The sequence below is a fragment of the Streptomyces sp. NPDC004284 genome, from assembly GCF_042874035.1.
Lineage (GTDB): Bacteria > Actinomycetota > Actinomycetes > Streptomycetales > Streptomycetaceae > Streptomyces.
In genome coordinates, this window is sequence record NZ_JBIAMJ010000007.1 from 210,694 (window position 1) to 223,980 (window position 13,287).

Here is a 13,287-nt window from a genome sequence, read left to right on the forward strand (position 1 = left end):
CGACGGACGGAGCCGGGCCCATGGGTGAGCAGCAGCACGTGAAGTTCCCGCAGGAGGTCATCGACGAGTACGCGACGCTCGGCGTCGACCTCCCGGCGCTCTTCTCGGCCGGGCACCTCGGGAACCGGATGGGCGTGCAGATCGTGGAGGCCTCGGCCGAGCGGGTCGTCGGCACCATGCCGGTGGAGGGCAACACCCAGCCGTACGGGCTGCTGCACGGCGGCGCGTCGGCGGTGCTCGCCGAGACGCTGGGCTCCGTCGGCTCGATGCTGCACGGCGGGGTCTCGAAGATCGCCGTCGGCGTCGACCTGAACTGCACCCACCACCGCGGGGTGCGCAGCGGTCTGGTGACCGGTGTGGCGACCCCGGTGCACCGCGGGCGGTCCACCGCCACGTACGAGATCGTGATCAGCGACGAGCAGGGCAAGCGGGTGTGCTCGGCGCGGCTGACCTGTCTGCTCCGGGACATCAACCCCAGCGACTCGGGCAACCTGCCGGAGGCGGGCCGAGCCGAGGCCTGAGCCTCAAGGGCCGAAGCCTGAACCCCACGGACCAGGACCCGAGCCCCACGGGCCGAGGTCAGGGCCCGGAGCCCGGGCCGTGCGGCCCATGAGCCGTCGGTGTCAACGGCGCGGCGCGGGACGATTCGATCGTCCCGCGCCGCGCCGTTTGCGTATCAACTCCCGTATATCCGGACCCTCTTGCCCCGCGCGGCTCCAGCCGCTTCACTGGCGAACCTCCCCCACAGGAGAACACCCGATCCACTCACACACCGAGGGGTTCTTCGTGACCGCCGTTCGCACCACCGCGCTGACCACCGTCACCGCCGCCGCCTGTGCCGCCGTTCTCGCCACCGCGATTCCGGCCACGGCGATCAACTCGTACAACGCGACCCCGGCCCCCGAGCGCACCGAGGTCGGTGCGCTCGTCGCGACCTGGGACAACGACGACGACCCGGCGACTCCCGACCGCGTCGACTGGGTCTGCTCCGGCACCATGGTCGACGCGGACACGTTCCTGACCGCGGCGCACTGCACCACCGACTGGCCGGCGAACGTCCGCTTCTACGTGTCGCTCGACCAGGACGTCCAGGCCGGCCTGGACCGGGCGGCGGCCGCACACCCGGGCGACCCGGCCGCCCAGGCCCGGAGCGTGGCCGTCGAGGGCACCGCCCACACCCACCCCGCGTACCCCGGCCCGGCCTCCGACCGGCACGACATCTCGGTGATCGAGCTGCCCGCCTCCGCCGTGAAGGCCCGCTGGTCCTTCACCCCGGCGACGCTCCCCGAGGCGGGCGCCCTCGACGCGCTCGGCCCGCAGGGGCTGAACGACACCTCGTTCCTCGTCGCCGGTTTCGGCACCGAGGAGGCGGAGCGCGGTCCGGGCGGGCAGACGCACCCGGGCGGCGGCGTCCGCATGAAGGCCCCGGTGTCGTTCAACGCGCTCAACAACGCCTGGATCCGGCTCGGCATGACCGCGCCCCAGGGGAACGGCGGCGCCTGCTACGGCGACTCGGGCGGCCCCAACTTCGCCACGCTGAAGGGGAAGCTCACCCTGGTGTCGACCACGATCACCGGCGATACGCCGTGCTACGCGACCAATGTGACCTATCGGCTGGACACTCCCGGCGCGCGTGACTTCCTGAAGCCGTTCGTCCAGCTCCCCTGACGCCACCGCTCCGACCTCTGTCACTCTCCGTGATCTTCGTACGCGGGAGAACCGGGCCGAGCGGACGATCGGTTTCGTCCGCTCAGCTTTCTGCCAGTGTCCGATATCCGGAGAGTGGCGCGAGGGGCGCGACAGGACCAAGAAACGCTCAAGCCCCTTAGCGGAACTGCGCGTTCTCACTATGTGAACACTGCATTACGGGCCCTAATGCCCCGGTTTTCCCACCCGGCGCGCACACTCTTTCCCCGTCGGCATAACAAGACAGTCACATCCTTCCCTCGCCGCTCCCCGACCCTCCCCACCTGCGCTTAGAGTCACGGCCAGTCACCGCGCCGCCGGGCGCGTCCTACTGCACGGCCCTGTACCAACCCCAGTACGGCCCGGCGTACCAAAACGGCACCCCTCGCTCCGCAGCTTCACGGCACCGCCTCTGTCCGAGGGGGCCGCGCCAGGGAAAGGACCCTTCGTGCGAAACCGTTCGTTGCTCATACTCACCACCGCGGTCACCGCTGGAGCGCTCACGCTCACCGCCTGTGGATCGCGTGACGACAAGGGCGGCGCCGAGAACGGCGACAACGGCAACGTCACCGTGACCATCGGTCTCGACGCGCCCCTCACGGGTGAGCTGTCCGCCCTCGGCCTCGGCATCAAGAACTCCGCCGACCTCGCGGTCAAGACGGCCAACAAGAAGAACTACGTCAAGGGCGTGACCTTCAAGCTGGACTCCCTGGACGACCAGGCGCAGCCCTCCTCCGGCCAGCAGAACGCGACGAAGTTCGTCGCCGACAAGACCGTCCTCGGCGTCGTCGGCCCGCTGAACTCCGGTGTCGCCGAGTCCATGCAGAAGGTCTTCGACGACGCGAAGCTGGTGCAGGTCTCCCCGGCCAACACCAACCCGTCGCTGTCCCAGGGCCCGAACTGGGCCTCCGGCGACAAGAAGCGCGGCTACAAGTCGTACTTCCGCACCGCCACCACCGACGCCATCCAGGGCCCGTTCGCGGCCCAGTACGTCTTCAAGGACGCCAAGAAGACCAAGGCGTTCATCATCGACGACAAGAAGACCTACGGCGCCGGCCTCGCGGGCACCTTCAAGGGCGAGTTCGAGAAGCTCGGCGGCAAGGTCGTCGGCACCCAGCACATCAACCCGGACACCAAGGACTTCTCCGCGGTCGCCACCCAGGTGAAGAGCTCCGGTGCCGAGGTCGTCTACTACGGTGGCGAGTACCCCGCCGCCGGCCCGCTGGCCAAGCAGATCAAGGCGGCCGGCGCGAAGGTCACCGTCGTCGGCGGCGACGCGATCTTCAGCCCCGAGTACGTGAAGCTCGCCAGCCCGGCCTCGGCCGAGGGCGACATCGCCACCTCGGTCGGCGCGCCGATCGAGGAGCTCGCCTCCGCCAAGGAGTTCCTGGCCAACTACAAGGCCGAGAACTACAAGGAGGCCTACGAGGCCTACGGCGGCTACGCCTACGACTCCACCTGGGCGATCATCGAGGCCGTCAAGAAGGCCGTCGAGGGCAACGGCGGCAAGCTCCCCGAGCGCGCCAAGGTCGTCGAGGCCATGCAGGGCGTCTCCTTCGAGGGCGTGACCGGTTCGGTCGCCTTCGACGAGTTCGGTGACACCACCAACAAGCAGCTGACCGTCTACAAGGTCACCGGCGGCGCCTACAAGCCCGTCAAGTCCGGCACCTTCGGCGGCTGATCCTCAAGCCCCACCCACTCAGCACCACCTTCACCGCGCGGGGGCGCCACACAGGCTCCCCGCGCGGTGTCACATCCGTCGAAAGTCTCGGAGGACAATGCGGTGAACGAACTGCCGCAGCAGCTGGTCAACGGCCTGCTACTGGGATCCATGTACGGGCTGGTCGCCGTCGGCTACACGATGGTCTACGGCATCGTCCAGCTCATCAACTTCGCCCATGGCGAGATCTTCATGACCGGCGGCTTCGGGGCGCTCACGGTCTGGCTCATCCTGCCCGGCGGCACCACGATGTGGATCGCGCTGCCCCTCATGCTCATCGGAGCCATACTCGTCGCGACGACGATAGCCGTCGGCGCCGAACGCCTGGCCTACCGCCCGCTGCGCGGTGGCCCCCGCCTCGCCCCGCTCATCACCGCCATCGGTCTCTCGCTCGCCCTGCAGCAGGCCGTCTGGTCCCTGTACCCGGAGGCGAAGTCCGCCAGGACCTTCCCGCAGATCCCCGGCGGCCCGATCGAGCTCGGACCGGTCACCATCCAGACCGGTGACGTCTTCCTTCTGATCGCCGCCCCGATCTGCATGGCCTTCCTCGCCTTCTTCGTCATGCGCACCCGTGTCGGCCGCGGCATGCAGGCCACCGCGCAGGACCCGGACACCGCGAAGCTCATGGGCGTCAACACGGACCGGATCATCGTGATCGCGTTCGCCCTCGGCGCCGCGTTCGCCGCGGTCGGCGCCGTCGCCTACGGCCTCAAGTACGGCGTCGTCGACTACAAGATGGGCTTCCTCCTCGGACTCAAGGCCTTCACGGCCGCGGTCCTCGGCGGCATCGGCAACATCTACGGCGCCATGATCGGCGGACTCGTCCTCGGCATCGCCGAGACCATGGCGACGGCGTACATCGCCCACATCCCCGGCATGCAGCAGCTCGGCGGCCAGTCCTGGGCCGACGTCTGGGCCTTCGTACTCCTCATCGTCGTACTCCTCGCCCGGCCGCAAGGCCTGCTCGGCGAGCGCGTCGCGGACAGGGCGTGAGCAACATGACCACCATCTCCGAGAACCCCGAGGCACCCGCCGCCTCCGCGGCCGCTCCGGCCGAGGCGACCGGCCTCATCGGCTTCATCCCGGCCGGGATCGCCCGGCCGCTCGCCCTGGGCGGCGGCGTCCTCACCCTCGCCAGCTGCTTCCTCTCCTGGACCTGGACCACCCGCTTCCCGGGTGACCTCACGGTCTACGGCTACCCGGGCGGCCTCCAGCTCCAGGTCCTGGTCACCGGCCTGCTCACCACGCTCTTCGCGCTCTCCGCGTACGGCGTCAAGGGCACCCGCTGGCTGACCCCGGCCGACGGCTACGGCGCCCTCAAGCTCGCCGCGCTCGCCAACTTCGCGATCGCCTGGTTCACCGTCGGCGCGATCAGCATCGAGCTCGGCGGACCGGTCAACCTGGAGCCGGGCGGCGCCGTCGTCGCGCTCGCCACCCTGCTCGCCCTCCTCGGCGCCTTCGCCCTCCCCTTCGAGCGGCCGCAGCTGCTGCCCGTGGACCCGGAGGACACCGGCTGGGACCAGTTCAAGCACCGGTGCAGCAACGGCTGGGCCACCTTCAAGGCCTCCTTCGCCGGCGGTCCCGTGCGCAAGCTGCCCGCCATGAACTCGGCCGTCGAGATCCTGATCATCGCGGGCGTCCTCGCGGTGGCGCTCGGCGTCTTCACCTACGGTGTCGGCACCGAGTACGACGAGCAGTTCCTCGGCTTCCTGATCACGACCGGCCTCGGCTTCGCGGCGGTCAACAAGTCGGGCCTCATGGCGCAGGCCACGCAGCTCACCGGCAAGCACCAGAACCTGTCCATCGCGGGCGCGTTCATCGCCGCGGCGCTCTTCCCCTTCACCCAGACCGACGACCAGTACGCGACGCTCGGCGTCTACATCCTGATCTTCGCCACGGTCGCCCTGGGCCTGAACATCGTCGTCGGCCTCGCGGGTCTCCTCGACCTCGGTTACGTCGCCTTCCTCGGCGTCGGCGCCTACGCGGCCGCCCTCGTCTCCGGCGCCCCGACCTCCCCGGTCGGCCTGCACCTCCCCTTCTGGGCGGCGATCCTGGTCGGCGCGGCCGCGTCCCTGGTCTTCGGTGTCCTCATCGGCGCCCCGACCCTGCGACTGCGCGGCGACTACCTCGCCATCGTCACCCTCGGTTTCGGTGAGATCTTCCGCATCGCGGTGAACAACGCCGACGGCACCTCCGGCCCCGACATCACCAACGGCGCCAACGGCATCGCGTCCATCCCGAACCTCGACATCCTCGGGTTCGACTTCGGCGCGGAGCACAGCATCGCCGGCTTCACCATCGGCCGCTTCGCCAACTACTTCTTCCTGATGCTGCTGATCATGGCGGTCGTCGTGCTGGTCTTCCGGCGCAGCGGCGACTCCCGCATCGGCCGCGCCTGGGTCGCCATCCGCGAGGACGAGACCGCCGCGCTCGCCATGGGCATCAACGGCTTCCGGGTCAAGCTCATCGCCTTCGCGCTCGGCGCCTCGCTCGCCGGTCTCGCCGGCACCGTGCAGGCCCACGTCACCTACACGGTGACCCCGGAGCAGTACCTCTTCGCCGGTCCCATCCCGCCCAACTCCGCCTTCCTGCTCGCGGCCGTCGTCCTCGGCGGCATGGGCACCATGAGCGGTCCGCTGGTCGGCGCGTCCCTGCTCTTCCTCATCCCCAACAAGCTCCAGTTCATGGGCGAGTACCAGCTCCTCGCCTTCGGCGTCGCGCTGATCCTGCTCATGCGCTTCCGCCCGGAGGGCATGATCGCCAACCGGCGCAACCAGCTGGAGTTCCACGAGAACGACGAGACGCCCGCCACGCCCGTCAAGGCAGGTGCCTGAACCATGACGACCACCACCAACAAGGCCGAGGCCACCACCGAGCCGGCCGCCCGCGAGACCGTCCTCGACGCCCGCGGGGTCACCATGCGGTTCGGCGGCCTCACCGCCGTACGCGATGTGAACCTCACCGTGAACAGCGGCGAGATCGTCGGTCTCATCGGCCCCAACGGCGCCGGCAAGACCACCTTCTTCAACTGCCTCACCGGTCTCTACGTCCCCACCGAGGGCGAAGTCCGGTACAAGGGCACGGTCCTGCCGCCCACGTCCTTCAAGGTCACCGACGCGGGCATCGCCCGGACGTTCCAGAACATCCGGCTCTTCCACAACATGACCGTCCTGGAGAACGTCCTCGTCGGACGCCACACCCGGATGAAGCAGGGCCTCTGGTCCGCGCTGCTCCGCCTGCCGGGCTTCAAGAAGGCCGAGGCCGAGGCCGCCGAGCGGGCCATGGAGCTCCTGGAGTTCATCGGCCTCCAGGACAAGGCGCAGCACCTCGCCAAGAACCTCCCGTACGGAGAGCAGCGCAAGCTGGAGATCGCCCGCGCCCTCGCGAGCGACCCCGGTCTGATCCTGCTCGACGAGCCCACCGCCGGCATGAACCCGCAGGAGACGCGGGCGGCGGAGGAACTCATCTTCAAGATCCGGGACATGGGCATCGCCGTGCTCGTCATCGAGCACGACATGCGGTTCATCTTCAACCTCTGCGACCGGGTCGCCGTGCTCGTCCAGGGCCAGAAGCTGATCGAGGGCGACAGCGCGACCGTCCAGGGCGACGAGCGGGTCATCGCCGCGTACCTGGGCGAGCCGGTCGAGGCGGCCGCGACTGCGGCTGTCGCCGCCGAGGAGGTCTCGGAGGAGGGCCCGGAGACCCCCGCGGCCTCGGCCGACGAGGCCCCTGAGGCCCCGGAGGCCGAGGAGGACACCGAGCCCTCCGAGGACGACGAGGCCCCTGAGGCTCCAGAAGCCGACGAGGCCGAAGAAGCCGAGGAGACCCCTGAGGCTCCGGCCGACGAGGCCCCGGCCGACGAGGCTCCGGCCGACGGCGAGACCCCCGAGGCTCCCGCCGACGAGGCTCCCGCCGACGAGGCTCCCGCCGACGAAGACACCGACGAGGAGCCCTCGGAGGAGACCCCGCACGACCCTGCTTCGGGCAAGGAGAACGACGCATGACCGCACTGCTCGAAGTCGAGGACCTGCGCGTCGCCTACGGAAAGATCGAGGCCGTCAAGGGCATCTCCTTCTCCGTCGACGCCGGTGAGGTCGTCACCCTCATCGGCACCAACGGCGCCGGCAAGACCACCACCCTGCGGACCCTCTCCGGGCTCCTCAAGCCGGTCGGCGGCCAGATCAAGTTCGAGGGCAAGTCCCTCCGCAAGATCCCCGCGCACAAGATCGTCTCGCTGGGTCTGGCCCACTCCCCCGAGGGCCGGCACATCTTCCCCCGGATGACGATCGAGGAGAACCTCCTCCTCGGCGCCTTCCTCCGGAAGGACTCCGCCGGCATCGCCAAGGACGTCCAGCGCGCCTACGACCTCTTCCCGATCCTGGGCGAGCGTCGCAAGCAGGCCGCCGGCACGCTCTCCGGCGGTGAGCAGCAGATGCTCGCGATGGGGCGGGCGCTGATGTCCCAGCCGAAGCTGCTCATGCTCGACGAGCCCTCCATGGGTCTCTCGCCGATCATGATGCAGAAGATCATGGCGACGATCGCCGAGCTGAAGGCCCAGGGCACCACGATCCTGCTCGTCGAGCAGAACGCCCAGGCCGCGCTCGCCCTGGCGGACCACGGTCACGTCATGGAGATCGGCAAGATCGTGCTCTCCGGTACGGGGCAGAACCTGCTCCACGACGAGTCCGTCCGCAAGGCGTACCTCGGCGAGGACTGAGCACCACGAACGGAAGGCCCGCCCCACAAGGTCGTGGGGCGGGCCTTCTCGTGCGGGGAAACGCGGGCCGTGTACGGAAAAGCGGGCCTTCTCGTGCGTACGGAAACGGGGGCGGTTACTGCCCCTTGGCCGCCTTCTTCTCCTCGGCGTCCTCGATGACGGCCTCGGCGACCTGCTGCATCGACATGCGGCGGTCCATCGAGGTCTTCTGGATCCAGCGGAAGGCCGCCGGCTCCGTCAGCCCGTACTGGGTCTGCAGGATCGACTTGGCGCGGTCGACGAGCTTGCGGGTCTCCAGGCGCTGGGAGAGGTCGGCGACCTCCTTCTCCAGGGCGCGGAGCTCGGCGAAGCGGGAGACGGCCATCTCGATGGCCGGCACCACGTCGCTCTTGCTGAACGGCTTCACCAGGTACGCCATGGCGCCGGCGTCCCGGGCCCGCTCGACGAGCTCGCGCTGCGAGAAGGCGGTCAGCATGAGGACCGGGGCGATGGACTCGCCGGCGATCTTCTCGGCGGCGGAGATGCCGTCGAGGACGGGCATCTTCACATCGAGGATGACGAGGTCGGGGCGGTGCTCGCGGGCGAGCTCGACGGCCGTGGCGCCGTCTCCGGCCTCGCCGACGACCGTGTAGCCCTCTTCCTCCAGCATCTCTTTGAGGTCGAGGCGGATCAGGGCCTCGTCCTCGGCGATGACGACACGGGTCGTCAGCGGCGGAACGTGCGACGCCTCGGCGTCGTCGGCGGGCTGGGGCGACTCGGGGGCGGTCACGCGGGCTCCTCGTTCGATGGCCTCGTTCCGAGGCGGATACAGCTCCCCATGAGCCTACCTACCTCCTGTAAGGTAGGGGCACGGCGGGTGATCACCGACCTTCGTTTCGAAGGATGCCCCGGTAGCCCAGCGGAAGAGGCAGTGGTCTCAAACACCATACAGCGTGGGTTCGAATCCCACCCGGGGCACTTTACCTTCGATTCCAAGCTTTAAGACCGTGGCCTCTAGGCGAGTGGATCGCCGATGTGATGGACACGGACCAGGTTCGTCGAGCCCGCGACGCCCGGCGGGGAGCCCGCCGTGATGACCACGATGTCTCCCGGCTCGCAGCGGCCGATCCTGAGCAGTTCCTCGTCCACCTGGGCCACCATCGCGTCCGTGGAGTCGACGTGCGGGCCGAGGAAGGTCTCGACGCCCCAGGTGAGGTTGAGCTGGGAGCGGGTCGCCGGGTCCGGGGTGAAGGCGAGCAGCGGGATCGGTGAGCGGTAGCGGGAGAGCCGCTTGACCGTGTCGCCGGACTGGGTGAAGGCCACGAGGAACTTGGCGCCCAGGAAGTCGCCCATCTCGGCGGCCGCGCGGGCCACGGCACCGCCCTGGGTGCGGGGCTTGTTCCGCTCGGTCAGCGGCGGGAGGCCCTTGGCGAGGATGTCCTCCTCCGCGGCCTCGACGATCCGGCTCATGGTGCGGACCGTCTCGATCGGGAAGCGGCCGACGCTGGTCTCGCCGGAGAGCATCACGGCGTCGGTGCCGTCGATGACCGCGTTCGCCACGTCGCTCGCCTCGGCGCGCGTGGGGCGGGAGTTGTCGATCATCGAGTCGAGCATCTGGGTGGCGACGATGACCGGCTTGGCGTTGCGCTTGGCCAGTTTCACCGCGCGCTTCTGGACGATCGGCACCTGCTCCAGGGGCATCTCGACGCCCAGGTCGCCACGGGCGACCATGATGCCGTCGAAGGCGGCGACGATCTCCTCGATGTTCTCGACGGCCTGCGGCTTCTCGATCTTGGCGATGACGGGGAGCCGGCGGCCCTCCTCGTCCATGACGCGGTGGACGTCGTCGATGTCCCGGGCGCTGCGGACGAAGGAGAGGGCGATGACGTCGGCGCCGATGTTCAGCGCCCAGCGCAGGTCCTCGATGTCCTTCTCGGAGAGGGCCGGGACGGAGACGGCGACCCCGGGCAGGTTGAGGCCCTTGTGGTCGGAGACCATGCCGCCCTCGATCACGCGGGTGCGCACGCGCGGGCCGTCGACGGAGGTGACCTCCAGGGTGACGCGGCCGTCGTCGACGAGGATGCGCTCGCCCGGGGTCACGTCCCCGGCGAGTCCGGAGTAGGTCGTGCCGCAGCCGTGGCGGTCGCCCTCCATCGGCTCGACGGTGATGGTGAACTCGTCGCCGCGTTCAAGGAGTACGGGTCCCTCACGGAAGCGTCCGAGGCGGATCTTCGGGCCTTGAAGGTCGGCGAGGACACCGACGCTGCGGCCGGTCTCGTCGGCGGCCTCGCGGACGTGCTGATAACGCTTCTCGTGGTCGGCATAGCTGCCGTGGCTGAGATTGAAGCGGGCCACGTCCATTCCGGCCTCGACCAACGCCTTGATCTGGTCGTATGTTTCGGTGGCGGGCCCAAGGGTACAAACGATTTTCGCTCGGCGCATGAGGCGAGCCTAGGCCTTACCCACCAGTAGGAAGTTGGCTCGGCATGACCGTCCAACAACCTTTACGTGAAAGGCTGTTGACAAGTCTTGAATCTGTGCGCCGGCTCGCTCCGATGAGCGATTTTCGCGCCCCCCGGGCGACCGTCTCAGAGTGCGGGCGGGCGCATCGTGAACCGCGCCACGACCTCGGCCGTCACCGTCTGCCGCTGCGGTTCGAGGTCCAGTGGCGGCGCCTCCCCGACCGCCTCCGCCGCGTAGGCCACCGCCCTGGCGCCGAAGCCGCCGCGCCTCGGTCTCGGGGGCTCGGCGAGACCCGCGTCCGACAGTTCGAGGAGTGAGGCGAGCGAGGTGCCGAGCGCCTCGGCGTAGGCGCGCGCCCGCTGCACCGCCTCCTCGATCGCGAGCCGGCGCGCCTCCGCGTACGCCGGAGAGGCCGGCCGCAGGTCCCACCACGGGCCGTCGACGCTCGTCATCTCCAGGTCCGCGAGCCGGGTCACCAGCTCGCCGAGCGCGGTGAAGTCGGTCAGCTCGGCCGTCACCCGCACCCGTCCCGTATAGGCGTGCACCCGCTCCCCGCGCCCCTTCCGGGTCAGCTCCGGGGAGAGGGAGAGACTGCCCGTCTCCAGCTTCTGGACCGCGTCGCCGTGCGCCTTGACCAGGTCGAGCACCCGCGCGTTGCGGCGGGTGAGGTCCGCGAGCGTCTCGGCGCGGTCCGTGCCCCGCGCCGAGACGGTCACCCAGATCCGGGCGAACTCCGGCTCGACCTCCAGGCGTCCTTCGCCACGGACCGTCACCTGCGGCGCGTCGGGGGTGGGGTGGGGATGTGTCATACCGAACACTTTCCCACTCCGTAACCCGAAAGGTCTGTTGCGACAGTGCCTTCTGAGCCAGAATCTACGCGCGTTGTGCGCCATGGCAGGCGCCGAATCAATGGGGAGAACCACATGCCGCTGAACCGCCGGGCCTTCTTGGGCAACTCCGCCGCCGTCGGAGCCGGAGTCGCTCTCACCGCCGGGGTCGCCGCCCCGGCCGAGGCCCACGAAGCCCGCCCCCGGCCGGCCAAGCGGTACTCGTTCACCGTGATGGGCACCACCGACCTGCACGGCAACGTCTTCAACTGGGACTACTTCACGGACAAGGAGTTCGACGACAAGGCCCACAACGACGTCGGTCTCGCCAAGATCTCCACCCTGGTCAACCAGGTCCGCGCGGAGAAGGGCGAGGAGAACACCCTCCTCATCGACGCCGGCGACACCATCCAGGGCACCCAGCTGTCCTACTACTACGCCAAGGTCGACCCGATCACCCAGACCGGCGGCCCGGTCCACCCGATGGCCCAGGCCATGAACGCCATCGGCTACGACGCCGCCGCGCTCGGCAACCACGAGTTCAACTACGGCATCCCGGTGCTCCGCAAGTTCGAGGAGCAGTGCGACTTCCCGCTGCTCGGCGCCAACGCGCTCGACGCCAAGACCCTGCGCCCGGCCTTCGCCCCGTACAGCATCCACTGCCTGCGCACCCCGCACGGCAAGGACGTCAAGGTCGCGGTCCTCGGCCTGACCAACCCGGGCATCGCCATCTGGGACAAGGCCAACGTCACCGGCAAGATGGTCTTCCCCGGCCTGGAGGAGCAGGCCGCGAAGTGGGTGCCGAAGCTGCGCTCCATGGGCGCGGACGTCGTGATCGTCTCGGCGCACTCCGGCTCCTCCGGCACCTCCTCGTACGGTGACCAGCTCCCGTACGTCGAGAACGCGGCCGGTCTCGTCGCCGAGCAGGTGCCCGGCATCGACGCGATCCTCGTCGGCCACGCGCACACCGAGATCCCCGAGTACCGGATCGCCAACAAGGAGACCGGCAAGGAGGTCGTGCTCTCCGAGCCGCTGAAGTGGGGCCAGCGCCTCACCCTCTTCTCCTTCGACCTGGTGTGGGAGAAGGGCCGCTGGGTGGTCGAGAAGTCCGGCGCGCAGGTCCTCAACTCCAACACGGTCGCCGAGGACCCGGAGATCACCGGCCTGCTCGCGGACGAGCACAAGAAGGTCGTCGCGTACGTCAACCAGGTCATCGGCACCTCCACGGCGGCCATGACCACGGCCGACGCGCCGTGGAAGGACGAGCCGATCATCGACCTGATCAACGTCGTCCAGGCCGAGACGGTGAAGGCGGCCCTCGCGGGCGGCGCGTACGCCGGTCTGCCGGTGCTCTCGCAGGCCTCCTGCTTCTCCCGCACGGCCCGGATCCCGGCCGGCGAGATCAGCATCAAGGACGCCGCCGGCCTGTACCCCTTCGAGAACACCCTGGAGGCCCGCCTGATGACGGGCGCCCAGCTGAAGGACTACCTGGAGTACTCGGCGAAGTACTACGTCCAGACGCCGGCGGGCGCGCCCGTCGACACCGCGAAGCTCACCAACGCGGACGCCACCCCGGACTACAACTACGACGCCGTGTCCGGTCTGACGTACGGCATCGACATCGCCAAGCCGGTCGGGCAGCGGATCACCGGCCTGTCCTTCCAGGGCGAGCCGCTCGACCCGGCCGCGCAGTTCGTCCTCGCGGTGAACAACTACCGGGCCAGCGGCGGCGGCGCGTTCCCGCACGTGGCCAAGGCCCAGCAGCTGTGGGCGAACTCGGACGAGATCCGCAACACCATCATCCAGTGGGTGAAGGCCAAGGGGACCGTCGACCCGGGCACCTTCGCGTCGGTGGACTGGAAGCTGACCCGGGACGGCGTGCCGGTCTTCTAGCC

At 69.4% G+C, this 13,287-nt stretch carries 11 protein-coding genes and 1 tRNA gene; 9 read left to right on the forward strand and 3 right to left on the reverse strand.

The features are described from left to right. Positions 1-20 precede the first annotated feature (20 nt). The 7 genes from ACFYUS_RS20245 to ACFYUS_RS20275 all read left to right on the forward strand — a co-directional run bounded on the left by ACFYUS_RS20245 (position 21) and on the right by ACFYUS_RS20275 (position 8,123). Complete coding sequence (locus ACFYUS_RS20245; RefSeq protein ID WP_388853552.1) at positions 21-521, forward strand: PaaI family thioesterase; 501 nt, start codon at positions 21-23, stop codon at positions 519-521. 265 nt (positions 522-786) lie between these two features. Next, positions 787-1,668 carry a trypsin-like serine protease gene (locus ACFYUS_RS20250; RefSeq protein WP_388853555.1) on the forward strand — a complete coding sequence of 294 codons (882 nt, stop codon included), beginning with the start codon at positions 787-789 and terminating at the stop codon, positions 1,666-1,668. 466 nt (positions 1,669-2,134) lie between these two features. Beyond that, positions 2,135-3,367, forward strand: coding sequence for a branched-chain amino acid ABC transporter substrate-binding protein (locus tag ACFYUS_RS20255; protein ID WP_388853558.1), 1,233 nt, complete (start codon positions 2,135-2,137; stop codon positions 3,365-3,367). A gap of 102 nt (positions 3,368-3,469) precedes the next feature. Then, positions 3,470-4,399, forward strand: a complete 930-nt coding sequence (locus tag ACFYUS_RS20260; protein WP_388853561.1) for a branched-chain amino acid ABC transporter permease — start codon at positions 3,470-3,472, stop codon at positions 4,397-4,399. Between the two features lie 5 nt (positions 4,400-4,404). Continuing rightward, positions 4,405-6,240 (forward strand): branched-chain amino acid ABC transporter permease, encoded by a 1,836-nt coding sequence (locus tag ACFYUS_RS20265; protein ID WP_388853564.1) that lies wholly within the window; start codon positions 4,405-4,407, stop codon positions 6,238-6,240. Between the two features lie 3 nt (positions 6,241-6,243). Next, positions 6,244-7,410, forward strand: coding sequence for an ABC transporter ATP-binding protein (locus ACFYUS_RS20270; protein WP_388853567.1), 1,167 nt, complete (start codon positions 6,244-6,246; stop codon positions 7,408-7,410). Beyond that, positions 7,407-8,123: an ABC transporter ATP-binding protein gene (locus tag ACFYUS_RS20275; protein WP_041128704.1), complete on the forward strand. Its 717-nt coding sequence runs from the start codon at positions 7,407-7,409 to the stop codon at positions 8,121-8,123. Before ACFYUS_RS20270 ends, ACFYUS_RS20275 begins: the two co-directional genes overlap by 4 nt. 115 nt (positions 8,124-8,238) lie before the next feature. Here the strand turns inward: ACFYUS_RS20275 and ACFYUS_RS20280 are convergent, their stop codons facing one another. After that, positions 8,239-8,892: a response regulator gene (locus ACFYUS_RS20280; protein ID WP_309052391.1), complete on the reverse strand. Its 654-nt coding sequence runs from the start codon at positions 8,890-8,892 to the stop codon at positions 8,239-8,241. Between the two features lie 115 nt (positions 8,893-9,007). On the opposite strand from ACFYUS_RS20280, the gene ACFYUS_RS20285 reads away from it, so the two are divergent. Continuing rightward, a tRNA-Leu gene (locus ACFYUS_RS20285) sits at positions 9,008-9,080 on the forward strand. A gap of 36 nt (positions 9,081-9,116) precedes the next feature. Here the strand turns inward: ACFYUS_RS20285 and pyk are convergent. Both pyk and ACFYUS_RS20295 read right to left on the reverse strand, forming a co-directional pair. Beyond that, on the reverse strand, positions 9,117-10,544 hold the full coding sequence (pyk, locus tag ACFYUS_RS20290; RefSeq protein WP_388853573.1) for a pyruvate kinase: 1,428 nt from the start codon (positions 10,542-10,544) through the stop codon (positions 9,117-9,119). A gap of 146 nt (positions 10,545-10,690) precedes the next feature. Continuing rightward, positions 10,691-11,374 carry an SIMPL domain-containing protein gene (locus tag ACFYUS_RS20295; protein ID WP_388853575.1) on the reverse strand — a complete coding sequence of 228 codons (684 nt, stop codon included), beginning with the start codon at positions 11,372-11,374 and terminating at the stop codon, positions 10,691-10,693. Between the two features lie 114 nt (positions 11,375-11,488). On the opposite strand from ACFYUS_RS20295, the gene ACFYUS_RS20300 reads away from it, so the two are divergent. Beyond that, positions 11,489-13,285, forward strand: a complete 1,797-nt coding sequence (locus tag ACFYUS_RS20300) for a bifunctional metallophosphatase/5'-nucleotidase (RefSeq protein WP_388853577.1) — start codon at positions 11,489-11,491, stop codon at positions 13,283-13,285. The last annotated feature ends 2 nt before the right edge of the window (positions 13,286-13,287 follow it).